This window comes from Gandjariella thermophila (genome assembly GCF_005405885.1).
GTDB classification, from domain to species: Bacteria; Actinomycetota; Actinomycetes; order Mycobacteriales; family Pseudonocardiaceae; genus Gandjariella; species Gandjariella thermophila.
On sequence record NZ_BJFL01000004.1, the window covers coordinates 184,171 to 207,011 of the forward strand.

22 protein-coding genes are annotated in these 22,841 nt (G+C 73.8%); 7 read left to right on the forward strand and 15 right to left on the reverse strand.

The features are described 5' to 3' along the window. Window position 1 precedes the first annotated feature (1 nt). The 8 genes from FFT21_RS06620 to FFT21_RS06650 form a co-directional block, all read right to left on the reverse strand. Complete coding sequence (locus tag FFT21_RS06620; RefSeq protein WP_137812872.1) at window positions 2-505, reverse strand: SRPBCC family protein; 504 nt, start codon at window positions 503-505, stop codon at window positions 2-4. A gap of 2 nt (window positions 506-507) precedes the next feature. Continuing rightward, on the reverse strand, window positions 508-768 hold the full coding sequence (locus FFT21_RS06625) for an acyl carrier protein (RefSeq protein ID WP_137812873.1): 261 nt from the start codon (window positions 766-768) through the stop codon (window positions 508-510). Window positions 769-817: 49 nt separating this feature from the next. Then, window positions 818-2,035, reverse strand: a complete 1,218-nt coding sequence (locus FFT21_RS06630; RefSeq protein ID WP_137812874.1) for a beta-ketoacyl synthase N-terminal-like domain-containing protein — start codon at window positions 2,033-2,035, stop codon at window positions 818-820. After that, complete coding sequence (locus FFT21_RS06635) at window positions 2,029-3,303, reverse strand: beta-ketoacyl-[acyl-carrier-protein] synthase family protein (protein ID WP_137812875.1); 1,275 nt, start codon at window positions 3,301-3,303, stop codon at window positions 2,029-2,031. Before FFT21_RS06635 ends, FFT21_RS06630 begins: the two co-directional genes overlap by 7 nt. Beyond that, window positions 3,300-3,689 (reverse strand): cupin domain-containing protein, encoded by a 390-nt coding sequence (locus tag FFT21_RS06640; RefSeq protein WP_137812876.1) that lies wholly within the window; start codon window positions 3,687-3,689, stop codon window positions 3,300-3,302. The genes FFT21_RS06635 and FFT21_RS06640 overlap by 4 nt, the downstream gene beginning before the upstream one ends. Next, window positions 3,686-4,456 carry a SchA/CurD-like domain-containing protein gene (locus FFT21_RS06645; RefSeq protein ID WP_225978146.1) on the reverse strand — a complete coding sequence of 257 codons (771 nt, stop codon included), beginning with the start codon at window positions 4,454-4,456 and terminating at the stop codon, window positions 3,686-3,688. The genes FFT21_RS06640 and FFT21_RS06645 overlap by 4 nt, the downstream gene beginning before the upstream one ends. Next, on the reverse strand, window positions 4,453-4,776 hold the full coding sequence (locus tag FFT21_RS29580) for an antibiotic biosynthesis monooxygenase family protein (protein WP_225978147.1): 324 nt from the start codon (window positions 4,774-4,776) through the stop codon (window positions 4,453-4,455). Before FFT21_RS29580 ends, FFT21_RS06645 begins: the two co-directional genes overlap by 4 nt. Window positions 4,777-5,241: 465 nt before the next feature. Next, a complete protein-coding gene (locus FFT21_RS06650; RefSeq protein WP_153816537.1) occupies window positions 5,242-6,276 on the reverse strand; it encodes a C40 family peptidase in 1,035 nt (344 codons plus the stop codon). 236 nt (window positions 6,277-6,512) lie between these two features. Between FFT21_RS06650 and FFT21_RS06655 the strand changes: the two genes are divergently transcribed. After that, window positions 6,513-7,430: a ribonuclease Z gene (locus FFT21_RS06655; RefSeq protein ID WP_137812878.1), complete on the forward strand. Its 918-nt coding sequence runs from the start codon at window positions 6,513-6,515 to the stop codon at window positions 7,428-7,430. An 18-nt stretch (window positions 7,431-7,448) separates the two neighbouring features. On the opposite strand, the gene FFT21_RS06660 is transcribed toward FFT21_RS06655, so the two are convergent. The 3 genes from FFT21_RS06660 to FFT21_RS06670 all read right to left on the reverse strand — a co-directional run bounded on the left by FFT21_RS06660 (window position 7,449) and on the right by FFT21_RS06670 (window position 10,330). Then, window positions 7,449-8,426 carry a DUF3048 domain-containing protein gene (locus FFT21_RS06660; RefSeq protein WP_137812879.1) on the reverse strand — a complete coding sequence of 326 codons (978 nt, stop codon included), beginning with the start codon at window positions 8,424-8,426 and terminating at the stop codon, window positions 7,449-7,451. A gap of 153 nt (window positions 8,427-8,579) precedes the next feature. Continuing rightward, window positions 8,580-9,239: a UdgX family uracil-DNA binding protein gene (locus tag FFT21_RS06665; RefSeq protein ID WP_137812880.1), complete on the reverse strand. Its 660-nt coding sequence runs from the start codon at window positions 9,237-9,239 to the stop codon at window positions 8,580-8,582. A gap of 347 nt (window positions 9,240-9,586) precedes the next feature. After that, entirely contained in the window at window positions 9,587-10,330 is a 744-nt protein-coding gene (locus tag FFT21_RS06670; protein ID WP_137812881.1) for a cobalt-precorrin-6A reductase, read from the reverse strand. A gap of 49 nt (window positions 10,331-10,379) precedes the next feature. On the opposite strand from FFT21_RS06670, the gene FFT21_RS06675 reads away from it, so the two are divergent. Then, window positions 10,380-11,483 carry a cobalt-precorrin-5B (C(1))-methyltransferase gene (locus FFT21_RS06675; RefSeq protein WP_137812882.1) on the forward strand — a complete coding sequence of 368 codons (1,104 nt, stop codon included), beginning with the start codon at window positions 10,380-10,382 and terminating at the stop codon, window positions 11,481-11,483. A 253-nt stretch (window positions 11,484-11,736) separates the two neighbouring features. On the opposite strand, the gene FFT21_RS06680 is transcribed toward FFT21_RS06675, so the two are convergent. The 3 genes from FFT21_RS06680 to FFT21_RS06690 form a co-directional block, all read right to left on the reverse strand. Next, window positions 11,737-12,069 carry a histone-like nucleoid-structuring protein Lsr2 gene (locus FFT21_RS06680; protein WP_137812883.1) on the reverse strand — a complete coding sequence of 111 codons (333 nt, stop codon included), beginning with the start codon at window positions 12,067-12,069 and terminating at the stop codon, window positions 11,737-11,739. A gap of 365 nt (window positions 12,070-12,434) precedes the next feature. After that, window positions 12,435-13,829, reverse strand: coding sequence for a wax ester/triacylglycerol synthase family O-acyltransferase (locus tag FFT21_RS06685; protein WP_137812884.1), 1,395 nt, complete (start codon window positions 13,827-13,829; stop codon window positions 12,435-12,437). 165 nt (window positions 13,830-13,994) lie between these two features. Continuing rightward, window positions 13,995-15,560: an ArnT family glycosyltransferase gene (locus tag FFT21_RS06690; protein ID WP_307722901.1), complete on the reverse strand. Its 1,566-nt coding sequence runs from the start codon at window positions 15,558-15,560 to the stop codon at window positions 13,995-13,997. Window positions 15,561-15,795: 235 nt separating this feature from the next. Between FFT21_RS06690 and FFT21_RS06695 the strand changes: the two genes are divergently transcribed. The 5 genes from FFT21_RS06695 to FFT21_RS06710 all read left to right on the forward strand — a co-directional run bounded on the left by FFT21_RS06695 (window position 15,796) and on the right by FFT21_RS06710 (window position 21,896). Next, a complete protein-coding gene (locus FFT21_RS06695) occupies window positions 15,796-17,895 on the forward strand; it encodes an ATP-binding protein (RefSeq protein ID WP_137812885.1) in 2,100 nt (699 codons plus the stop codon). 30 nt (window positions 17,896-17,925) lie between these two features. Further along, a complete protein-coding gene (locus FFT21_RS06700) occupies window positions 17,926-20,268 on the forward strand; it encodes an ATP-binding protein (RefSeq protein ID WP_137812886.1) in 2,343 nt (780 codons plus the stop codon). Between the two features lie 149 nt (window positions 20,269-20,417). Then, window positions 20,418-20,684 carry a GlsB/YeaQ/YmgE family stress response membrane protein gene (locus tag FFT21_RS06705; protein ID WP_137812887.1) on the forward strand — a complete coding sequence of 89 codons (267 nt, stop codon included), beginning with the start codon at window positions 20,418-20,420 and terminating at the stop codon, window positions 20,682-20,684. Between the two features lie 20 nt (window positions 20,685-20,704). Beyond that, entirely contained in the window at window positions 20,705-20,863 is a 159-nt protein-coding gene (locus FFT21_RS28770) for a hypothetical protein (protein ID WP_153816538.1), read from the forward strand. A 43-nt stretch (window positions 20,864-20,906) separates the two neighbouring features. Beyond that, window positions 20,907-21,896, forward strand: a complete 990-nt coding sequence (locus FFT21_RS06710; RefSeq protein WP_137812888.1) for a malate dehydrogenase — start codon at window positions 20,907-20,909, stop codon at window positions 21,894-21,896. Between the two features lie 34 nt (window positions 21,897-21,930). Here FFT21_RS06710 and puuE read toward each other — a convergent pair whose 3' ends face one another. Beyond that, complete coding sequence (puuE, locus tag FFT21_RS06715) at window positions 21,931-22,839, reverse strand: allantoinase PuuE (protein ID WP_137812889.1); 909 nt, start codon at window positions 22,837-22,839, stop codon at window positions 21,931-21,933. Window positions 22,840-22,841: the final 2 nt, after the last annotated feature.

A 22,841-nucleotide genomic window follows, 5' to 3' on the forward strand; every position in this document is an offset into this window, starting at 1 on the left:
CTCAGGAGGTCCGGCTGGCCCGGCTGCGGGGCGGCGGTGCCGGGCGGGGCCGCCGCCGGTTGGCCCGCTGCTCGATCTTGTCCTTGATCAGCGCCATCTGGATTCTCGAGTTCTTGTTGATGTTGCCGGTCATCCAGTCGTCGTCCACCGGCGCGTCCGGCCTCATCGCGAAGTCCTGGACCCAGCGCATCCGGGTGCCCCCGTCGACCTCGTGGTAGGTCCACACGATGTTCATGTACTCGAACGGTCCGGGCTCCACGCGGTGCGCGCGGACGGTGTGGGTGCGCGGGTCGGCCTCCCGCTCGGACACCCAACTCCACACCTTCCCGTTGCCGTCCGGGTGCATGGTGAGCCGGAAGCGCACCCGGTTGCCCTCCCGGTGCTGCACCTCCACCGAGGCGTACTCGCTGAACAGTTCCGGCCAGCGCTCCAGGTCGTTGGTGATCTCCCAGACCTGCTCCAGCGGCGCGGCGATGGTGACCTCGTTCTCCGTGTGCCCGGCCATGTTCACACTCCCGATCGAATCTCGTCGTTGACGAACGCCATCAGGTCCCGCGGTGTGCGGCACTCCAGTGCCTCGGCGCGGGACGGGATCCCGTAGCGGCGGCTGAGTTCGGCGACCACGCCGAGCAGCGCCAGCGAGTCCAGCCCGAGATCGGCGAAGGTCCGGGTCGGCGGGTCGGTCAGCGACCGCGCGGTCACCGTGACCCCGGCCACCGTGGTGATCACCTCAGCCAGTTCCTGCGGTTCGAGTTCCCTCGCGGACATCGGCTCTCCCTTCCTCGGTTTCCTCGTCCCGGGTACGCCCTGCGTGGTGTCAGCCGCTGGCCCGCCGCAGCAGCAGGGCCGAGTTGCTTCCGCCGAGGCCGCGGGCCAACACCAGTGCGCTGCGCGGTTCCACCCGGCGGGCCAGGTGGGTCACCACGTCCAGGTCGACCCGGGTGGCGGTGACGTTCGGGGTGGGCGGCACCACCCCGTGTTCCAGGCTGGCCAGCGCGGCCGCCACGTCGAGGGCGGCGGAGGCCGCGTAGCCCCGGCCGTAGCCGGTCTTCGGCGCGGTCACCGGCACGTTCGCGCCGAGCACGGCGCGGATGGCGGCGGCCTCGGCGTCGTCGGCGGCGCGGGTGCCGACGGCGTCGGCGAACACCACGTCCACCTCCTCGGGCGCGCACCCGGCCTCGGCCAGCGCGGCCCGGATCGCCGCGACCAGGCCCTCGCCGCCGGGGTCGAAGCGGTTCAGCCCGCTGAAGGTGGTGCCGTGCCCGGCGACCACGCCCCACACCTCCCCGCCCCGCGCCTCGGCCGCGCGCCGGTCCTCCAGCACGAACAGCGCGCCACCCTCGGCCGGCACATACCCGGCGGCCGCGTCGGTGAACGGCAGGTAGGCCGTGTACGGATCGTCCGATGCGGACAGCAGGCCGGTGCCGAACTGACAGGCCAGCGCGAACGGCGAGGACAGCGGCGCCTCGGTGCCGCCGACCAGCATGGCCCGCGCGCCGCGGCGGATCGCCCGCCCGGCGTGCGCGATGGCGTCCAGGCCGCCGGCCTCGTCGGTGACCAGCACGCCGCACGGTCCCTTCAACCCGCGCCGGATGGAGATCTGCCCGGTGCTGGCCGCGTAGAACCAGGCGATCGACTGGTAGGGGCCGACGTGGTCAGGCCCGTCCCGCCACAGCGCCTGGATCTCCCGCTGGCCGAACTCCACGCCGCCGGAGTAGCTCGCGGTGACCACGCCCACCTCGAAGGGGTCCAGTGTGGACGGATCGAGGCCGGCGTCGGTCAGCGCCAGGTCGGCAGCGGCCAGGGCGAACTGGGTGAACAGGTCGGTCTGCACGATGATCCGGCCTTCCAGGGCCTCGGCGGGGTCGAAGCCGCGGACCTCGCCGGCGACCCGCACCGGATAGCCGGTGCCAGCCAGCCGGTCCACCCGGTCCAGCACGCAGTTGCCCTGCTCGGCGGCCTTCCAGAAGGCGTCCAGCCCGATGCCGGTGGGCGCGATCACGCCGATGCCGGTGACGGCCAGTTCGCTCACCATCGGCGCCCTCCCGCCCGTGCCAGCACGACGGCGGACTGGAACCCGCCGAACCCGCTGCCGACCGAGAGCACCGCGCGCAGCTCGCGCTCCCGCGCCGTCCCGGGCACGTAGTCCAGGTCGCACTCCGGGTCGGGGTGCGTCAGGTTCGCGGTGGGCGGCACCACGCCGTGCGCCATGGCGAGCGCGCACGCGGCCAGTTCGATCGCGCCGATCGCGCCCAGCGAGTGGCCGATCATGGACTTGATCGAACTCATCGGGGTGGCGTAGGCGTGCGCGCCGAGCGCCCGCTTCACCGCGTTGGTCTCGTGCCGGTCGTTCTGCCTGGTGCCGGAACCGTGCGCGTTGACGTAGTCGACGTCCTCGGGCGCCATCCGGGCGTGGTCGAGCGCCCTGGTGATCGCCTCGGCCATCTCCAGACCCTCCCTGGTCAACCCGGTCATGTGGTAGGCGTTGCCGAAGGTGGCGAAGCCGGCGAGCCGGCAGTACACGTGCGCGCCGCGGGCCAGGGCACGGTCCAGTTCCTCCAGCACCAGCACGGCGGCGCCCTCGCCCATGACGAAGCCGTCGCGGTCCCGGTCGAACGGTCGGGACGCGTGTTCCGGGTCGTCGTTGCGCACCGAGGTGGCCTGGATGGCGTCGAAGCAGGACATGGCGATCGGCGAGATGGGCGACTCGGCGGCGCCGGCCACCATCACGTCCGCCCGGCCCTCCTCGACGAGCTGGGCGGCGTAGCCGACCGCGTCCAAGCCGGCGGTGCAGCCGGTGGACACGGTCTGCACCGGGCCGCGCGCGCCCACCTGCTCGGCGATCTCCGCGGCCAGCACGCTCGGCGTCAGCGCCAGGTGCAGGAACGGGCTGATCCGGTGGTGGTCGACCACCCACCGCCGGCCGGTGTCGCTGGTGACCACGTAGTCCTGCTCGAGCCGGGTGGTGCCGCCGACCGCGGACCCCATCGAGGTGCCGACCCGCCACGGGTCCTCCCGATCGAGGTCGAGCCCGGCGTCGGCGACCGCCTCGGCCGCGGCGACGGCGGCGAACTGCACGTACCGGTCCATCCGCCGGGCCCGGTCGGCGGAAAGGCCGTGCGCCGCCGGGTCCCAGTCGCACTCGGCCGCCACCTTGGACCGGAACCGGGTGGCGTCGAACAGGGTGGCCAGCCGGGTGGCGGTGCGGCCGGCGGTGAGCATGTCCCAGAACGCCGGCACGCCGATCCCGCCGGGGGCGACCACGCCGACCCCGGTGACCGCGACCTGCCGGCCGGTTGTCATGTGGTTTGCTCCGTGTCCACGTGGCCGAGTTCCGGTCGCGGCGCGAGCGGGCACAGGTGGAAGACCGCCCGCGCCTCGACGTCGCCGGTGTTGCGCAGCCGGTGCCGCACCTCTTTCGGCACCAGCAGGCCCTGACCGGCGGCGAGGTGGTGGGGCACGCCGTCCAGGTCGACGGTCAGCTCGCCGTCCGTGACGTAGAGGAACTCCTCCGAGTACGGGTGGTAGTGCTCGGCGATCCGCTCGCCGGGCTGGATGATCGCGACGCCCAGGAACCCGGTGGTGGCGCCCACCGTGGCCGGGCCGAGCAGGACGCGGATGTCGCCGCCGCGCCTGGTGTTCGGCGTGATCTCGGCGACCGAGACGACACGGATCGTCTGCGCGGTCATGACGTGGCACTCCCCTCGGGTTGCGGATGGGATCGCGGCGCCGCCGCCCGGCGGTCGGTGAGCAGCCGCATCGCGCCGGCGCGGAACAGCTCCCGCCAGCCGTCCGGGCCGCGCAGGTCGGCGTCCAGCGCGAGCGCCCCGGCGAGCGCGCCGGGCGCGGGGCCGGCGGCCGCGGTGCTGGCCAGGTCGGCCAGCGCGTGGTCCAGCGGCGCGGGTGCGTCGAGCAGCCAGACCACCACGTCGCCGCGGGCGAACACGGTGCCGCGGGCGCCGGCCGGCGTTCCCCGGTCCACGCCGGCCAGCGCGTGGGCGACCGCGCCGCCCCGGCCAGCCAGCACCGGCACGAGCACCGCGTGCCGCTGCGCGCCGTCCGGGGGCGGACCGTCGTCGCCCACCCGGTGCAGCGTGGCGCGGGCGAAGAAGGCGGCAGCGGTGGCCGGGTCGTCCAGGTCCCGCCGCTCCACCAGGTGCGGGTTGATCGCCGCCTCGACCTCGCGCACCGCCGGCTGGGCGGCCAGGTGCCGCAGCGCGGCCCGCATGTCGCCCTCGATGTCCATCACCCGCACCACCCGGGTGCCGCGCATGAACACCGACGTGCGCACCAACCGGGTGTACCGGTCGACGGTGGGCGCCGGCCGGCCGTAGTTGGACAGGATCCCGGCGACCTCGGCCTCCGATCCCGGTTTGACCACGAAACTCAGCGCGTAACGTTGCATGGCGGTCCGCTCCTTGCGCGTGTGCTCGTCGATGTCGTGCCGTGCGGTCACGTCTCGCGGACCACGTGAAAGCGCAGCGACTCGCGCTGTTCCAGGCAGTCCCGCATGGGTTTGACCATTTCCCGGTGTTCCGGGCTGCGTTCCCAGGCGAGAAAGTGTTCGGCGCTCTCCCATTCGCTGGTGATCAGCCACTGCCGGGAGTCCTCTGTGGACTGGCAGACCTGGTCGAGCAGGTGGCCGGGCACCCGGGCGACCTGGTGCCGGATCGCCTCGTAGGCGGCCAGGAACCGCTGCTCGGCGCCGTCCGCGACGCGGATGAGGAACAGCACCCTCAGCTTGCCGTCGCGGGAATTCCGCTGCCTGCGTCCCATCACCGACCCCCCCGTCGTCACGCCTACGTCAAGCCCTTCCTCCCGCACCGGATGCGCATACATGCGCGAGCCACTCGGCGTGCCGATTCCGCCGCGAATCAGCTCCGTACACCAACGGTCAGGGTCACGCCGACCGCCGGCACAATCACCACGCCCAGTGGTCCCGGTGACGGGAGATACGTCCCCCACTACTGGTTGGCGGGCTCCACGTTCGGACTGCGATGTCGAAAGCCGGAGAGCCAGCCGGAAGTCAGGTTAGGTCGCGATACCCCGGCCGGAGGACCCCAAACGGGGCCCTCCACACCATTGGGTGGGTGCGCAGCGCACGGATCGACAGCGCCGAAGGCGGCCGCCGATACTCTCCACGCGCCGGCGGCCCGCCTCGACCCGACCGTCGCGCGTTTCGCGGCGACGTGCGAGCCGGAACGGGCCTGCCGGCGCGCGCGCCGGTGACGGGGAAAGCGATTACAGCCGCTTGGCCGCGTAGAAGTCGCCGTAGCTGGCGATGGTGTGCACGCCGACCGGCACGCCCTCGGTGGGCGCGTCAACCATCTTGCCGCCGCCGACGGCGATGCCCACGTGGTGGATGGAACTGGCCGAGCTGCCGAAGAAGACCAGGTCGCCCGGCTGGATGTCGCCTTCGGACACCGGGCTGCCCTCGCCGTACTGGGAGCTGGCCGAGCGCGGCAGGTCCACTCCGGCCTGCTTCCACGCCCACTGGGTCAGGCCCGAGCAGTCGAAGCCGGTGCTGGGGCTGGAGCCGCCCCACACGTAGGGCTTGCCGCACTGGGACAGCGCGGCCTGCAGGGCGGTCGCGGTGGGGCCGCTGCCGACGTTGACCGAGCCGCAGCTCACGCTGCCGGTCAGCGTCGACTTCTGCGCCGAGCTCAGCTTGGATAGCGCCTGCCGCACCTGCGCGATCTGGCCCTGCAGGTCCCGCTGGTGCGCGGCGATGGAACTGGTCAGCTTTGCCGCGGCGTCGGTGGCGGCCTGGGCGCGGTTGCGGGCGTCCGCCGCGCGCTTGCGGGCGTCCGCGGCCTGCTGGGTCGCCGCGTCCAGCTTGGCCATGGCCTCGTTGTTCTCCCCGGCCAGCAGGTCCAGCGCGGCGGCCCGGTCCAGGTAGTCACGCGCCGATGTGCTGGTGAGTAACGCGGACAGCTGGTTGAACCGGGCGCCCTGGTAGGAGGCCGTGGCGAGCTGGTCGACCTGGCCGCGCACCTGGTCCTCGGCGGCGCGGGCCTGCTGCTCGGCTCCGCTGGCCTGGGCCAGGTCCGCGTTGTCCTTGTCCAGTTCGGCCTGCTTGGCCTTGAGGTCGTCCTGCGCCTTGAGCAGGTCGTTGTTCACCTGCTCGGCCTGCCTGCTCAGCTGCTGGAACTGCTGGAGCGCGTCCTGGGTGTTGTTGGGGTCGGCCTTCGCCGGGGAGGCCACCGCGGCCACGGCGACCACCGCGCCTGCCGCCAGCGCGCCACGGGTCGTGCGCTTCGGGAGTGACGAGGTCACCGCTCGGGGCTCCTTCCTCGGTCTGTCCTGGGACAGCCTGCGCCGTCGGGGGATCGGCTTCCGAAGGTCGCGGCGAGGCTACGCAACCCCACCCTGCCGTGTCCAATCCCCCGGTCACGGCGGCGCGAAGCGTTCAGCGCGCCGAACTGACCAGCGGAAAACCTTCAGGTCGCGGTACCGGTGTGTGGTGGTGGGATCACCGACCGTCCGGCGCCGGGCTGGGTAGCCTCGCCGGCGTGTCCGTTCGCGAGCTGGTGGTGCTGGGCACCGCGAGCCAGGTGCCCGGCCGGCGCCGCAACCACAACGGCTACCTGCTGCGCTGGGACGGCGAGGGGCTGCTGTTCGACCCGGGTGAGGGCACCCAGCGGCAGATGCTGCTGGCCGGCGTCGCCGCGAACGACATCACCCGGATCTGCGTCAGCCACTTCCACGGCGACCACTGCCTCGGTCTGCCCGGCGTGGTGCAACGGCTGTCCCTGGACCGGGTGGCGCACCCGGTGCACGCGCACTACCCGGCGTCGGGCGGCCACTTCTTCGCCCGGCTGCGCGCGGCCAGCGCTTTCCACGAGACGGCGGAGATCCGGGAGGAACCGGTCGATGTGGACGGTCCGGTCGCGTCCGGCGCGTTCGGCACGCTGGAGGCGCGGCGGCTGGAGCACCCGGTGGAGTCCTTCGGGTACCGGCTGGTCGAGCCGGACGGGCGGCGCATCGTGCCGGAACTGCTGTCCCGGTTCGGCGTCAGCGGCCCTCGGGTCGGCGAGTTGCAGCGCGCCGGCGCACTGGAGGTCGCCGGCCGCACGGTGACCCTGGAACGGGTCAGCGTGCCCCGGCCCGGCCAGCGGTTCGCGTTCGTCATGGACACCCGGCTCTGCGACGGGGTGTACGCGCTGGCCGAGGGCGCGGACCTGCTGGTGATCGAGTCGACGTTCCTGGCCGAGGACGCCGGCCTGGCCGCGGAGTACGGCCACCTGACCGCGGCGCAGGCGGCCGCGGTGGCCGCCGAGTGCGGCGTGCGCCGGCTGGTGCTCACCCACTTCTCCCAGCGCTACCCGGACCCGAAGCGGTTCGCCGAGGAGGCGGCGGAGGTGTTCGACGGGGACATCGTGGTCGCCGAGGACCTGACCCGCGTCGCGGTGCCCAGGCGCCGCCGGTGACCACGCGCGGGCGCGGGTTCAGGCCGGCACGAGGAGGATCCACACCTGGCCGGGGGCCAGCGGCAGCGGCTGCCCGCCGGGCGTGGTGTAGCTGGTCGGGTCCTGCGGGCCGGGCCGCGACCAGGTGGCCGGGAACGCCTGCCCGTCGCGGAGCACCGTGGCGGCACCCTGGCCGACGGTCTGCGCTACCGGCGACACGTTGCCCAGCGCGTCCTCCACGTACGGACTGTTGTGCGTGGCGACCCGCTGGATCACGACGGTGCTGGCGGCCAGCCGGCCGGCCTCGGTGGACACGAACGGGCTGCCGTCCATGGTCACCAGCCACTGGCCCGGCGGCGCCCAGTGGAAGTCGTAGGACGCCGCCTGGTACTGCACGTGCTGGTCGGCGGTGGGCACCCCGCCGGGCGGGGCCGGTCCGAACTGCAGCACCTGCCTGGGCGCTCCGGTGCCCAGCGGCAGGTCCGCGGGGTGCACGTAGAGGTTGTGCGGCGTGGGGCGGCGGTTGTCCCGGAAGTAGGCGTTCGGCACCTGCGCCGGGGAGGCATTGACCACGGAGGCGGCCTGGATCATCGGCAGCAGCGGCGGCGCGGCACCGGAGTAGCCGAGGGTCGGCCGGCCGTACTCGGGCAGCAGTTCCAGGTCGGACTCGCGGGCGCTGCGCACCGGGCCGACCACGGGGGGCAGGCGGGTGCCGAACACCGCGGCGATCCGGGTCAACCCGCCCTCGACGGGTTCGACGTAGATGACGTCCGCGCCGGCCAACCCGGTGTGCGGGCGCGCGGGGGCGACATTGTCGATCTTGATGACCCGTACCGGCGGCTGGGCCGGCGGCGGTGGCGGCGGCGTGGTGGTCGGCGTTCCGGTGGTGGTGAGCGGCAGGGGCGGGGGCGGCGGGGCGGCGTGCGGGTGACGGCTCAGCAGCACGGCCGTCACCGTGCCGGCCACGGCCACCGCGGCGACCGCCGCCAGCGCCACCACCGTCCGCCGCCTGCGCATGCGTCAACTCCTTGTCCGCGGGTTGAGCGCCGCGGTCGCTTCCGTGCCGCGGCTTGACGCGATCACCGGAACTCCCTTGGTCGCTCCCGGGATGAAACGGTACGCCCGGCTGGCGACGTGCGGGATCGGATGAAGCGGCCGAGGATGCCGCGGCTACCAGCCGGCCATCGCGGAGGCGGCCACGCCGAGGTCGGCGACCAGGCGCCGGTAGGCGTCCTCCCGGGCCTCCGGGTCGGGGGCGCGCAGCACGGACGACGGGTGCACGGTGGCCACCACGACCAGCGGGTCGGCGTCGTCGGCGTAGCGGGGGCCGTCCAGCAGCTCGCCGCGGTGCGCGGTGACCCGGAAGGAGGTGCCGAGCAGCGCCTGTGCGGCGGTGGCACCGAGACACACCGCGAACTCCGGGCGGACCACGCCCAGCTCGGCGGCCAGCCACGGCCAGCAGGCCACCACCTCGGTGCGGCTGGGTTTCTTGTGGATGCGCTGCTTGCCATGCACCCGCTCGAACTTGAAGTGCTTCACCGCGTTGGTGAGATACACCGAGTCACGCGGCAGGCCGGCCTCCTCGAGTGCGCGGTTCAGCAGCCGCCCGGCCGGCCCGACGAACGGCGCGCCCTGCCGGTCCTCGCGGTCGCCGGGCTGCTCGCCGATCATCATCAGCCGCGCCCGCGGCGACCCCTGGCCGAACACCGTCTGGGTAGCGTCGCGGTACAGGGAACATCCCCGGCATCCGCTCGCCGCCTCGCGGAGCTCGTCGATGCCGGCCCCGGAAGGCACGAACGGTGCCGCGCTCTGCCGCTGCGCCACGCCCATCGCCGTCCCTGGAAAGCGTCGGCTGTCAGTGCCCGTCCCCGAACGCGCGCCGCCGGGGCGCGACGGAGACATGGCACGTGTCCGGGAGCTCCCAGGGGGAGTGCCCGCATCGGCGGCCCGCGAAACCGGGCAGCGCACCCGCGGCGAGGCGGGTGATCCACGTGCGGTGGGTGACGGCGGGCCGAGGGACCCCACATCCCCTCGGCCCGCCGCGCTCGACCCCCCGACGTGCAGCTACGCGCTCCGGACGCGGCCGGTTCACCGCGACGCGGAAAATCGCCGATCCCGTGACGTGGCTTTCCGGATCGGCTGGCGCGGTAGCTCCCCGCATCAGCCGCCGGCGCGGTTCAGCCGAGCACACCGGCCAGCCAGGCGAGCGCGCCCGCCACGGTCTCCACGTGCGGCGCGTCCGGGGCGGGTGGTCGGCGCACGATCAGCACCGGCAACCGGAGTCGGCGGGCGGCCACCAGCTTGGCCGAGGTCGCCGCTCCCCCGCTGTCCTTGGTGACCAGCACGTCGATCCGGTGCCGGCGCAGCAACTCCAGCTCGCCGTCCACTGTGTACGGTCCACGGTCGCGCAGCAGGTGGGCGCGGCGCGGCAGCGGCGGTGCCGGGTCGTCCACGGTGCGGATCAGGAACCAGTGCGCGGCGAGGCCGGCGAACGCGGCCAACCCCTGCCGGCCGATGCTGAGGAACACCCGCTCGCCCAGCCCGGCGAGGGTGTCGGCGGCCGCCGGCAGGGACGGCACCCAGCGCCAGTCGTCGCCGGGTTCCGGTCGCCAGCCGGGGCGGCGCAGCACCAGCAGCGGAACCCCGAGCGCGGTGGTCGCGGCCACGGCGGAGGCGGTGATGTGCGCGGCGAACGGGTGGGTGGCGTCGATCACCGCGGCCACCCGTTCCGCGCGCAGCCACCGGGCCAGCCCCTCCGGGCCGCCGAACCCGCCGACCCGCACCTCGCCGTCCGGCAGGACCGGCGCCGCGACGCGACCGGCCAGCGAGGACACCACGCGCAGGCCGGCGCGCCCGGTCAGCGCCTCGGCCAGCCGCCTGGCCTCGGCCGTGCCGCCGAGCACCAGCACCGTGGCCGGCATCGCACCACCTCCCGTCCGGCTCGCCGGGGTCGCCCTGCATGCTGACGGGGTGGCACGGCGCGGCGGCAACGAACCCCCCGGCGGTCTGCGGTACGGGTGGACCACCGGCGCCTGCGCGACCGCCGCCACCAAGGCCGCCTACACCGCGCTGCTCACCGGCGAGTTCCCCGACCCGGTGGAGATCGCGCTGCCCAAGGGCCAGCGGCCGGCGTTCGCGCTCGCCCGCGAGGAGCTGCGGGACGCGGCGGCGTGCGCCGGGGTGGTCAAGGACGCCGGCGACGACCCGGACGTCACGCACGGCGCCCTGGTCAGCGCGACCGTGCGGATCGGGGCGGCGGGCGGCGGCGTGGTGTTCCGCGCCGGTCCGGGCGTGGGCACGGTCACCAAGCCGGGGTTACCGCTGCCGGTCGGCGAGCCGGCGATCAACCCGGTGCCGCGCCGGATGATCCGGGAGGTGGTCGCCGAGGTGGCCACCCGGCACGGCGGCAGCGGGGACGTGGTGGTGGAGATCGCCGTGGACGGCGGCGCGGAACTCGCCCGGCGCACCTGGAACCCGCGGCTGGGCATCCTCGGTGGACTGTCCATCCTGGGCACCACCGGCGTGGTGGTGCCGTACTCGTGCTCGGCGTGGATCGACAGCATCCGCCGGGGCGTCGACGTGGCCCGCGCCGCCGGCTACCGGCACGTGGCCGGCTGCACCGGCAGCACGTCGGAGCGGGTCGCCGCCGAGCTGTACGGGCTGCCCGAGGATGCCCTGCTGGACATGGGCGACTTCGCCGGCGCGGTGCTGAAGTACCTGCGCCGGCACCCGGTGCCCCGGCTGACCATCGCCGGTGGGGTGGGCAAGCTGGCCAAGCTCGCCGAGGGGCATCTCGACCTGCACTCCGGGCGCTCGCAGGTGAACCCTGCCCTGCTGGCGGAGCTGGCCCGCCAGGCAGGGGCGGGCGGGTCGCTGGCCGAGGAGGTCGGCGCGGCGAACACCGCGCTGGCGGCGCTGCGGCTGTGCGCCGACGCCGGCCTGCCGCTGGGCGATCTGGTGGCCGAGCGGGCCAGGCGGACCGCCGCGGGGGTGCTGCGCGAGGCGCCGGTCGCGGTGGACGTGCTGGTGATCGACCGGGCCGGCACCATCGTCGGCCGCGCCGGACCGGCCTAGTCCGCTCGCCGCGACCGGGCGCGGATGCGGAGACCTCGGCCGCCGCCGGCGCTGCCGTCAAAAAGCGGTTTGCCGACTGGGCTCGGCGGCCGGCAAAGGACGACCAAATTCCGAACAACCGAACGGAACCGATTCGGTGACCGGCGTCCCGACGACCGGTGGCGGACGTGACGGTGCCACCTCTGCCGCGGGCTATTGGGCCGTCCAGAGGCATTGGCTACGGCGTGCCCGGGTTAACGCCGCCCGAGGCTTCTTACTTCTTACTGTGCGCCTGCTCGTAACGGAGCTGCACATCCACCGGGATACGGCCCCGGTCGGAGATCTCAATGCCCTGGCTGCGCGCCCACTGCCGAATGGCCTGGTTCTGCTCGCGGCCGGACTTCGGCCGCTGACCGCCGCGAACCTTGCGGCCACCGACGCGCCGGGCGTTCTCCACGTACGGCGCCAGCACCTTCGTCAACTTCTCGGCATGCTTGTCGTTGAGGTCGATCTCGTACTCGCGGCCCTCGAAGGCGAACCGCACCGTCCTACTCGCGTCACTCCCGTCGAGGTCATCGACGAGAGTAACCTCCACCTTCTGCGCCATAGCTGCCTCCAACTGCGCTAATGGAATGACATAGAGATCGTGCGCGTTTCGCGGGCCGCGTGTCAACTCCGCTGCACCGCGCCCGCGATCACCTCCCCGTACGGCAACGTTCCGCCGATCCCACAACACGAGCCCACACGCCGGGTCCGGCCGTGCCGATGACGTTCTCGTGGCCGGTGATATGTATCGACGATCTGCCGTCACAACCGCCTGCGGAAAGGCGTTCCGATCCCGGGATGGCGGCATGATCTCCGCCCTTTCCGGCAACCGCGGCGCGCGCCCGATACTCCGCCGATCCGCGCGGCCGGCACCGCCGGTCGACGCGGCCGGCGGATGAATCCGGAGCCCGGGTGGCGGTGCGCGGCTCAGCGCGCCGCGGCCTGGTCCTCGGGCAGTTCCTGCAGGTCGGTGAGCGCCCGGGTGACGGCCTCGCCGAGCCGCTCGAGGTCCGGCAGGGCCGCGCGGCAGGCGTGCAGGCCGACGTGGACGGCGTCCCGGTAGCGGGACAGCGCGATGCCCAGCGCGTGGTCCGGGGCCAGCGGCGCCAGCGGGTACAGCTCCTGCAGCTCGGCGCCGTCCAGGTGCAGCGGAATGGCCGGCAGCGGGACGTTGGTGATCATCGTGTCGAAGAACAGCGGCGCGCACCGCCCGACCAGCGGGGTGACCAGGCGGTGCAGCGCGGCCGGGAGCGCGTCGGCGAGCACCGGGATCGCGCCGGGGCCGCGGCGGGTGCCGGTGGCCTTGTTCCGGTCCATCTCCGCGCGGATGGCGCGCAGCCGGGCCACCGGGTCGGGTTCTCCGACCGGCAGGTCGCACAGGTAGCCGGAGAGCTGGTTGCCGGCCGAGCCGTCGCCGCCGCGCAGCCGGGTGCTCACCGGGATGAGCGCGCGCAGGGTGAGGTCGTCCACGAAGTGGCCGCGCCCGATCAGCCAGTGCCGCAGCGCACCGGCCATCACCGCGAGCAGCACGTCGTTGACCGTGCCGCCGTGGCTGCGGCGGATCCGCTGCACGTCGGCGAGGTCGATGCGGAGCAGCTCCACCTGCCGCCCCGGGCCGGACACCGCGGCCAGCGGCATGGCCGGGGCGCTGCGCGCGCTGCGCAGCACCGAGGAGGCGATGCCGAGCGCGTCACCGGCCTGCCGGACCGCTCCGGGCAGCCCGGCGGCGGCGTCCAGCACGGTACCGAGCACCCGATTGGGCAGGCCGAACACCTCGCGCGCCGAGCGCAGCGCGGTGAGCAGGGGTGAGGACTCCGGCGGCTCCGGCGCGTCCACCGGCGGCACCGGCGGGTCGAACCCGTCCAGCAGGCCCATGCCCAGGCCGATGGCGCCGGCTCCGTCGCACAGCGCGTGGTGCAGCTTGACCAGCACGGCGAACCGGCCGCCGCCCAGGCCGGTGATCACGTGCAGCTGCCAGGGCGGGGCGGTGAGGTCCAGCGGTTCCGCCATCAGCTCGGCGACCAGGTCGGTGAGCTGCTGCTCGCCGTCGCCGCGGTGCAGGTGGTGGGCGCGCACGTGGTCGTCGATCCGGAAGTCGGGGTCGTCCGACCAGAACGCGGCGCCCGGCCGGGTCCACGATGTTCGGATGTGCCGGCGCAGCCGGGGCATCCGCTCCGCCCGCTCGCCGAGAAGCTGGGTCAGCCGGGCGGGATGCACCGGCTGGGACGAGCGGAAGGTCACCACCGCGCCCATGTGCATCGGGATGGTGTCCTCCAGGCACAGGAACGCCACGTCCAGCGCGCCCAGCTGCTCGGTGGTCATTGGCAGTCCTCAACTCCCCCCGGGTCCGAGCGGACCCGGTATCTCAGCAGTGCGGCGCCCCGCCGCCCTCCACCCCAGCAGCGCCGGATGGCCGGCGGGTAGCCGCCGTGTTACGAGCACAACGCCGCTGGTGGAGGTGCTCACGCCGGGTGCTTCCATCGGGTGTCACCAGATGCGCCGCAGCTCGGGCCAGAGCACCGACCACGGCTCCCGCTGGCCGGTGCACAGCCACACGGTGAGCCCCCGGTTCAGGCCGGGGAAGCCGTGCGGGTTGTCCGGTGCGGCCAGCGGGCGCACGTCGACGAAGTGCGCGCGCATGTCGTCCGGGCTGGCGGCGACGAACAGCGCGGTCCTGGCCTGCTCCGGCGGCCGGCCGAAGTACCAGTAGCCGCGGTTGCGGCCGTATGCGCGGGGCAGGCCGCGCTCCGGGCCGTACCGGTCCAGCGCGGCGGCCTGCCAGTAGGTGTCGGTGACGATCACCGTGTCGCGCCGGGTGTTCTCGGGCAGCGTCCGGTAGGACGCGGCCACCGCGTCGGCCAGCTCGGGCCAGCCGATGCTGCCCGCCGAGATGAAGTCGCCGCTGTCCACCTGGGACGGCGGCAGCACGGGCAGCTCGGCGTACGCGGTGAGCGTCGCGGACAGCAGGAACACCGGCAGGGTGGGCAGCCACCGCCACCACACCGCCGGGCGGTGCCGTTGCATGTCCACCGCGGCGGCCGCCCACAGCACCGCGTACATGCCGGCCACGTAGTACATTCGGCCGCCGGCCAGGACGAACACCGCGGTCACGCCGAGCGCGGTGAGCCCGAGGAACCGGTACGGCCGCAGCTCGGCCGAGCGCAGCAGCCGCCACAGCCCGTAGCAGACCAGCACGGCGCCCACCGGCAGCCCGGCCAGGGCCAGCGCCAGCGGCACGAACCACGCGCGGCCGCCCGCGTACCGCTGCTCCACGGCGACCGCGTGGTTCACCTCGAGCTGCGGCCAGCCGTGGGTGGCCTGCCAGAGCACGCTGGGCAGGGTGACCAGCAGGGCGAGGGCGCCGCCCAGCCAGAGCATGCGCCGCCGGAGCAGTTCCCGGGGGCCGACCAGGAGCGCGGCGCCGGCCAGCACCACCCAGAACACGAAGATCAGGTACTTGGTCTGCAGCCCGGCGGCGGTGGCCAGCCCGGCCCACAGCAGCAGCCGATCCTGGCGCAGCCGCACCCACCGGACCACCAGCCAGGTGACCAGTGTCCAGCAGAACGGGTCCACCGTGGAGGTGGCCAGGATGTGCCCGGTGCCGACCATGTTGGGCGCGACGGCGTAGGCCGCGGCGGCGATCACCTGAGCGCGCCGCGCGCCGCCCATCTCCCTGGCGATCAGCGCGGCGAGCACCACGCCCAGCGCGGTGAACAGGGTCGCGGGCAGCCGCAGGCCCACCACCGATCCGGGGAACAGCATGTCCATCGCCCGGGCGAGCAGCGGCACCAGCGCGGGGTTGTCGGCGTATCCCCAGCTCAGGTGGTATCCGGCGGCGAGGAAGTACAGCTCGTCGCCGAAGTAGCCGTACCGGAAGCTGGCCGCGAAGAGCACCATCGCCACCGCCCCGGCCAGCGCGAACACCGGGCCGCGGGCCAGCGGCGGCACCGCGTGCCGCTCGGCCGCGACCGAGCCGACATCGTGGGGCGCACTGGCCCGCGGGGTGTCCACCGACAGCGTTCGGCCGGCGACTCCGAGCGCTGGTGGTTGCACGGAATCCTCTCCCTGGTCGGCTCGCCGGGTTGTTCCGTTCGCGGCCCATGCTTCGGCCCCGCGGGACGCGGACTTCAGTCCCACGTTCGGACGTCACCCGATCAGGTGGTGGCCGACGGGTCAGCGGGGCAACGGCACGGAAGGTCATCCCCGAGGTTAGGGGGCCGGCGCGCCGGCCGTCCGGGGCGGGAGCGCGTTGACCGCCCCCGGAACCGGGCCTAGCGTGAGTCTCGTCATGGCCGTTGCCACCAGGGCGCCGGCCCGGCAGGTCGGGAACTTGCCTGTCGATGCCACCAGCTTCGTCGGCCGTTGGCGCGAGGCGCCGAGGGCCCGAGGTTACCTGTCGCATTCCCGCCTGCTGACCTTGACCGGCGTCGGTGGCGTGGGCAAGAGCCGGTTGGCGCTGCGGGTCGCGGGCACGCTGCGGCACCCGCCGCCGGACGGCGTGTGGACGGTGGACGTGTCCGGCGTCGGCAGCGGCGAACTGCTCGCGCAGGCCGTGGCGGACGCCATGGGGTTGTGCCAGCGCGCCGCGGAGCCGGTGACCGCGCTGCTGGACCATCTCCGCGACCGGCAGTTGCTGCTGGTGCTGGACAACTGCGAGCAGATGCGGGGGCCGTGCGCGGTGCTGGTGGAGCGGCTGCTCGCCGCCGCGCCCGGGGTGCGGGTGCTGGCCACCAGCCGGCAGCCGCTCGGCGTGCCCGGCGAGCGGCTGTACGTGGTGCCCGCGCTGTCCGTGCCCGAGCCGGACCACCCGGTGCCCGCGGACCTGCTCACCCGGTACGACGCGGTGAGCCTGTTCGCGCAGCGGGCCGCGGACATCCGGGCGGACTTCCGCGTCGGCGCGGAGAACCGGGAACTGGTGATCCGGCTGTGCCGGCAACTGGACGGCGTCCCGCTGGCCATCGAACTCGCCGCCGCGCGGTTGCGCACGCTGTCGCTGGAGCAGCTCGTGGCCCGGCTGGGCGACTACTTCGGCCTGCTGGCGATCGACGGGCCGGCCGGCGCGTCCCGGCAGCGGACGCTGCGGGCCACCATGGACTGGAGCTTCGACCTGTGCTCCCCGGTGGAGCGGGCGGTGTGGGCCCGGCTGTCGGTGTTCTCCGGCGGCGTGGACCTCGCCGCCGCCGAGGCGGTGTGCGCGGGCGAGGGCATCACCAGGGAGGACGTCGACGACGCGGTGCTCGGGCTGGTCGACAAGTCCGTGCTGGCCAGGGAGGAGATCGCCGGCTCGGTGCGGTACCGGTTGCTGGCCACGGTCCGCGAGTACGGCAGGCAGCGGCTGGCCGCGGCCGGCGAGGAGCCGACTCTCCGCCGCCGGCACCGCGACTGGTACCGGGACCTGGCGGCCGCCTCGGCGCGGGCCTGGACCACGGACGCCGAACTGGGCTGGCTGGCCCGGCTGCGGGCCGAGCACGCGAACCTGCGGTGCGCCCTGGAGTACTGCCTGACCGTGCCCGGCGAGGCCGAAGCGGGTCTGGCTATCGGCGCGTCGCTGGCCGACTACTGGTACGCGACCGGCCACCTCGCGGAGGGCCGGCACTGGCTGGGCCGGGCGCTCGCCGTCACCCGCCGGCCGACCGCGACGCGGGCCAGGGCGCTGTGGGCGGACGGGTGGTGCGGTCTGCTGCAGGGCGACACGGACACCGCCCTGCCGCTGGTGCGGGAGTGCGAGACGCTGGCCACCCGGCTGCGCGACGAGGCCATGGTCGCCTACGCCAAGCTGGACCGGGCCATCGCCGAGTTGAACCAGCAGCGCCCGGATCGGGCGAGCAGCCTGCTCGGCGAGGCACTGCCACGGCTACGCTCGGCCGGGGACAGCCACGGTGTGTGGCTCACGCTGTACCTGCGCGTGCTCGCCGAATCGGTCCGCGGCGACGTGGACCGCGCGGCCGCCAGTGGCGAGGAGTGCGTGGCCCTTTCCGAGGCCCGCGGCGCTGGCTGGTCCCGGTCGCAGGGGCTGTGGGCGCTCGGCGTGCTGCGCTGCCGGCAGGGCGAATGGGCGCGGGCCGCGGCGCTGGCCCGGGACAGCCTGCGGCAGAAGTGGCCGCTGCGCGACCGGTGGGGCATGACGCTCTGCCTGGAGTTGCTGGCCTGGGCGGCGGCCGGGGCCGGGCAGGCGGACCGGGCCGCCCGGCTGCTCGGCGCGGGGCACGCGTGGTGGCGGGCCGTCGGCTCGTCCCCTGCGGTGCTCGGCGCGCTGGCCGACTCACACCGGCACTGCGTCGAGGACACCCGCCGGCTGCTCGGCGAGCACGAGTTCACCACGGCGTTCCGGGAGGGAGGTGGCTTCGCCACCGACGACGCGATCGCGTACGCGCTGCAGGCCGGCTGACAGCCTGATCGAGAACGTGGTGGTGCGATCATGGCACGAGGGTCGAAAGCCCGGATACCTCCGGGCAACCTGCCGGCGGACGCCAGCACCTTCATCGGCCGCCGGCGGGAACTGGCCGAGGTGAAGCGGCTGCTGGCCCGCTCCCGGTTGGTGACGCTGACCGGGGTCGGTGGGGTCGGCAAGACGCGGCTCGCCCTGCGGGTGGCCGCCGAGTTGCGGCGCTCGTTCCCGGACGGGGTGTGGTTCGTCGACCTCACGCGGCTCTCCGACGCCACGCTGCTGCCCCGGTGCGTCGCCGAGGTGCTGCGGATCCGGGACCACTCCCCGCGTTCCGCGCTGAGCGTGCTGATCGACCACCTGCGCGACCGGCAGCAGTTGCTGGTACTGGACAACTGCGAGCACCTGCTGGAGCCCTGCGCGGTGCTGGTGGACCGTATCCTCGCGGCCGCCCCGCGGGTGCGCATCGTGGTCACCAGCCGGCAGGCGTTGAGCATCCGGGCCGAGCAGATCCTGCAGGTGCCGCCGATGTCGCTGCCGGACGCTGCCCAGCCGGCGCCGCCGATCCCCGCGCTCAGCCAGTTCGAGGCGGTGACCCTGTTCAGCGAGCGCGCCGCGGCCGCGCTGTCCGAGTTCCGGCTCACCGAGCAGAACAGCGACGCGGTGGTGAAGATCTGCCGCGACCTCGACGGCATCCCGCTGGCCATCGAACTGGCCGCGGTGCGGTTGCGGGTGCTCTCCCCGCAGGAGCTGGCCGCCCGGCTGGGTGACCGGTTCCGGCTGCTCACCGGGGCCCGCAAGGCGGCGACGCCGCGCCACGAGACGCTCCGTGCGCTGATCGACTGGAGCTTCGAGATGTGCTCGCCCGCGGAGCGGCTGTTCTGGGCACGCGCATCGCTGTTCGCCGGCACCCTCGACCTGACCGCCGCCGAGGAGGTGTGCTCGGCGGACGGTATCGACCGCGAGGACGTGGTCGAGCTGATATCGGCCCTGATCGACAAGTCGGTGCTGGTGAAGGAGAACCACCAGCGCACGGTGCGGTACCGGATGCTGGAGACGATCCGGCAGTACGGCCGGGAGCGGCTGGTCGAGTACGGCGAGTGGGACACCCTGCACTGCCGGCACCGGGACTACTACCGGCGGCTGGCCGCCCGCGCCAACGAGCACCGGTTCGCCCCGGACCAGGTCCGCTGGTTCGCCCGGCTGGAGCACGAGCACCCCGACCTGCGCGCCGCGCTGGCGTTCTGCCGGATCGGTTCCCCGGAGACCGGCCTGGGGCTGGCCACCGACCTGCTCTACCACTGGATCACCAGCTACTACCACGGCGAGGGCCGGAGCTGGCTGGACGCGATGCTCGCGCTCGCCACCGAGCCCAGCCGGGAGCGCGCGGCCGCGCTGTGGACCAACAGCTGGCTGGCGATCATCCAGGGCGACCTGCCCGCGGCCAAGTCGATGCTGGCGGAGGCCCGCATCCTCGGCGAGGAACTGGGCGACGAGTCGGCGCTCGGCTACGCCGCCCTGTTCTCCGGGTTCGTCGCCATGTACGGCGGCGACGCGGACACCGCGGTCGGGCTCTACGACGAGGCGCTGCGGCGGCACCGGGCCATCGGCAACCGGCACGGCGAGGCGCTCACCCTGATCCGCAAGTCCATGGCGCTGTCCTACCTCGGCGACGCCCAGGGGTCGATCGCGCTGGCCGAGCAGTGCCTGGCCGTCTGCGACGGCAGCGGCGACATCTGGCACAAGTCCTACGCCCTGATCGCGCTGGGCATCGAGGTGTGGCGGCAGGGCGACACGCACCGCGCCGCGGCCCTGGAGCGGGAGAGTCTCGGCTACAACCAGTCGCTGAACGACCTGCTGGGGATCGCGCTGAACCTGGAGGTGCTGGCCTGGATCGCGGCCAGCGAGGGCGAGTTCGAGCGGGCCGGCCGGCTGCTCGGCAGCCTGCGCACGGTGTGGCGGTCGGTGGGCTCGCCGCTGTCCGGTTACGGCCACCTCACCGGCTACCACGACGAGTGCGAGTGCCGTACCCGCGAGGCGCTGGGCGACGCCGGGTACCAGGCGGCCGCCGAGCGGGGCGCGCGGGCGTCCCTGGAACAGGCCGTGGCCTACGCCGCGCAGCGGACCGGCGGCAGCCGCGCGGCGGCCCCGGAGCACGCCGCCGGGGTGTCCTCGCCGCTCACCCCGCGCGAGCGGCAGACCGCGGCGCTGATCGCCCGGGGCCTGAGCAACCGCGAGATCGCCAAGACGCTGGTGGTCTCCCAGCGCACCGCCGAGGCCCACGTCGAGCACATTCTCAGCAAGCTGGGCTTCGGTTCCCGCGCGCAGATCGCCGCATGGGCGGTGGAGCACCTGCCCGACGGCGAGCCGAGGTGATCCGGTCCCCGCGGGCTGTCCGCGGCGGCGCCGCTCTGGCAGGGTGTCGGCCGATCGGGTGAAGGGGTGCGCGATGATCGCGGTGCGCCGTCCCGGTTCGGGGCCGGGCGCCACGAGCACGCGACACGCGGAAGGAAAGGAGGGTGCCCGTGGGCATCCTGAGCTGGATCCTGCTCGGCCTCATCGCGGGCGCTATCGCGAAGGCACTCATGCCGGGCCGGGATCCCGGTGGGTGCATCATCACCATGCTGCTCGGCATCGCTGGCGCGTTCGTCGGCGGCTGGATCGGCAAGACGCTGTTCCACGTCCGGCTGGGCAAGTTCTTCGACCTGCGCACCTGGGTGCTGGCCATCATCGGGTCCCTGGTGATCCTGCTGGTGTACCGGTTGGTGGTGGGACGGCGCAGCCGGGACTGACCGGCCACGGGCATCCCCAGGTGACCACGCTCACGGCGCCGGGGGCCCGGGCGGTCGCCGCCCGGGCCCCCGGCGCCGGGTTCGCCCTCGGCACACCCTCCGACCTGCGGCGCGGCCCGCGCCGTGCGGTCGCCCGGCGGCCCGGCACGGCACCGGAACGCGCCGGCACCGGCGGCTAGCATCCACCTTGTCCCCTTCATCGCGAGTTCACAGGAGAACGAGATGGCCCAAGCTCCCGTCAAGGTCACGGTCACCGGTGCGGCCGGCCAGATCGGTTACGCACTGCTGTTCCGCATCGCCTCGGGCCAACTCCTCGGCCCGGACAAGCCGGTGCGGCTGTCCCTGCTGGAGATCCCGCAGGCGGTCCGGGCGGCCGAGGGCACCGCGATGGAGCTCGACGACTGCGCGTTCCCGCTGCTGGCGGGCATCGACATCACCGACGACCCGCGGCTGGCGTTCGACGGCGTCAACGTCGCGCTGCTGGTGGGCGCCCGGCCGCGGACCAAGGGCATGGAGCGCGGCGACCTGCTCGAGGCCAACGGCGGCATCTTCGGGCCGCAGGGCGAGGCCATCAACGCCGGCGCGGCCGACGACGTGCGGGTGCTGGTGGTCGGCAACCCGGCCAACACCAACGCGCTGATCGCCCAGTCGCACGCACCGGACGTGCCGGCCGAGCGGTTCACCGCGATGACCCGGCTGGACCACAACCGGGCCATCTCGCAGCTCGCGAACAAGCTGAAGGCCCCGGTCAGCTCGGTGAAGAAGATGACCATCTGGGGCAACCACTCGGCCACCCAGTACCCGGACATCTTCCACGCCGAGGTGGACGGCACGAACGCGGCCGCCGCGGTGGACGACGAGGCGTGGGTGCGGGACCAGTTCATCCCGACCGTGGCCAAGCGCGGCGCGGCGATCATCGAGGCGCGCGGCGCGTCCTCGGCGGCCTCGGCGGCCAACGCCGCGATCGACCACGTGCACGACTGGGTGAACGGAACCCCGGCCGGCGACTGGACCTCGGTCGCGCTGCCCTCCGACGGCTCCTACGGCGTTCCCGAGGGTCTGATCTCCTCGTTCCCGGTGGTGTCCCAGGACGGCCGCTGGGAGATCGTGCAGGGCCTGGAGATCAACCAGTTCTCCCGGGAACGGATCGACGCCTCCGTCGCCGAGCTGGTCGAGGAGCGCGAGGCGGTCCGCAAGCTCGGCTTGATCTGACAGCCTGCCTGTCCGCGGCACCGCCGGGTGCGTGTCACCCGCCCGGCGGGTGGTGCCGGGCCCAGTGCCGGGCGATGTCCACCCGCCGGGCCACCCACACCTGGTCGTGGGCGAGCACGTGGTCCAGGAACCGGGCCAGTGCGGCAGCCCGACCCGGGCGGCCGACCAGCCGGCAGTGCAGCCCCACGGACATCATCTTCGGTGACATCGCGCCCTCCGCGTAGAGCACGTCGAAGGCATCCCTGAGATAGCTGAAGAACTGCTCGCCCGAGGAGAAGCCGGGCGCGGTGGCGAACCGCATGTCGTTGGCATCCAGCGTGTAGGGCACCACCAGGTGCGGCCGGCCGGCCACGCGCACCCAGTAGGGCAGGTCGTCGGCGTAGGAGTCGGCGTCGTAGAGGAAGCCGCCGTGCTCGACCACCAGCCGGCGGGTGTTCGGGCTGTCCCGGCCGGTGTACCAGCCCAGCGGCGCCGCCCCGGTCAGCTCCCGGATGATCTCCACCGCTTCGGCCAGGTGCCGGCGTTCGGTGTCCTCGTCGAGGAGCTGGTAGCTGATCCAGCGCAGCCCGTGGCCGGCGATCTCGTGGCCGAGTTCGGTGAACGCGGCCACCGCCTCCGGGTTGCGGCGCAGCGCCAGCGCCACGCCGAACACGGTGAGCGGCAGGTTCCGTTCCTCGAACAGCCGCAGCACCCGCCACACGCCGGCCCGCGAGCCGTACTCGTACAGCGATTCCATGCTCATGTGCCGCATCGGATACGGCTGCGCGCCGGCGATGTCGGAGAGGAATGTCTCGGCGTGCGGGTCGCCGTCCAGCACGCAGTTCTCCGCGCCCTCCTCGTAGTTGAGCACGAACTGCACGGCGACCCTGGCGTTCCCCGGCCAGTGCGGGTGCGGTGGCCGGCGGCCGTAGCCGGCGAGGTCGCGCGGGTAGGACGGGTCCATCC

Excerpts from the sequence above, each read along its gene's own strand:
- FFT21_RS06620 (WP_137812872.1), bottom strand. The coding sequence starts at position 505 with ATGGCCGGGCACACGGAGAACGAGGTCACCATCGCCGCGCCGCTGGAG.
- FFT21_RS06625 (WP_137812873.1), bottom strand. The coding sequence starts at position 768 with ATGTCCGCGAGGGAACTCGAACCGCAGGAACTGGCTGAGGTGATCACC.
- FFT21_RS06630 (WP_137812874.1), bottom strand. The coding sequence starts at position 2,035 with ATGGTGAGCGAACTGGCCGTCACCGGCATCGGCGTGATCGCGCCCACC.
- FFT21_RS06635 (WP_137812875.1), bottom strand. The coding sequence starts at position 3,303 with ATGACAACCGGCCGGCAGGTCGCGGTCACCGGGGTCGGCGTGGTCGCC.
- FFT21_RS06640 (WP_137812876.1), bottom strand. The coding sequence starts at position 3,689 with ATGACCGCGCAGACGATCCGTGTCGTCTCGGTCGCCGAGATCACGCCG.
- FFT21_RS29580 (WP_225978147.1), bottom strand. The coding sequence starts at position 4,776 with ATGGGACGCAGGCAGCGGAATTCCCGCGACGGCAAGCTGAGGGTGCTG.
- FFT21_RS06660 (WP_137812879.1), bottom strand. The coding sequence starts at position 8,426 with ATGCGCAGGCGGCGGACGGTGGTGGCGCTGGCGGCGGTCGCCGCGGTG.
- FFT21_RS06665 (WP_137812880.1), bottom strand. The coding sequence starts at position 9,239 with ATGGGCGTGGCGCAGCGGCAGAGCGCGGCACCGTTCGTGCCTTCCGGG.
- FFT21_RS06670 (WP_137812881.1), bottom strand. The coding sequence starts at position 10,330 with ATGCCGGCCACGGTGCTGGTGCTCGGCGGCACGGCCGAGGCCAGGCGG.
- FFT21_RS06680 (WP_137812883.1), bottom strand. The coding sequence starts at position 12,069 with ATGGCGCAGAAGGTGGAGGTTACTCTCGTCGATGACCTCGACGGGAGT.
- FFT21_RS06685 (WP_137812884.1), bottom strand. The coding sequence starts at position 13,829 with ATGACCACCGAGCAGCTGGGCGCGCTGGACGTGGCGTTCCTGTGCCTG.
- FFT21_RS06695 (WP_137812885.1), top strand. The coding sequence starts at position 15,796 with ATGGCCGTTGCCACCAGGGCGCCGGCCCGGCAGGTCGGGAACTTGCCT.
- FFT21_RS06700 (WP_137812886.1), top strand. The coding sequence starts at position 17,926 with ATGGCACGAGGGTCGAAAGCCCGGATACCTCCGGGCAACCTGCCGGCG.
- FFT21_RS06710 (WP_137812888.1), top strand. The coding sequence starts at position 20,907 with ATGGCCCAAGCTCCCGTCAAGGTCACGGTCACCGGTGCGGCCGGCCAG.
- puuE (WP_137812889.1), bottom strand. The coding sequence starts at position 22,839 with ATGGACCCGTCCTACCCGCGCGACCTCGCCGGCTACGGCCGCCGGCCA.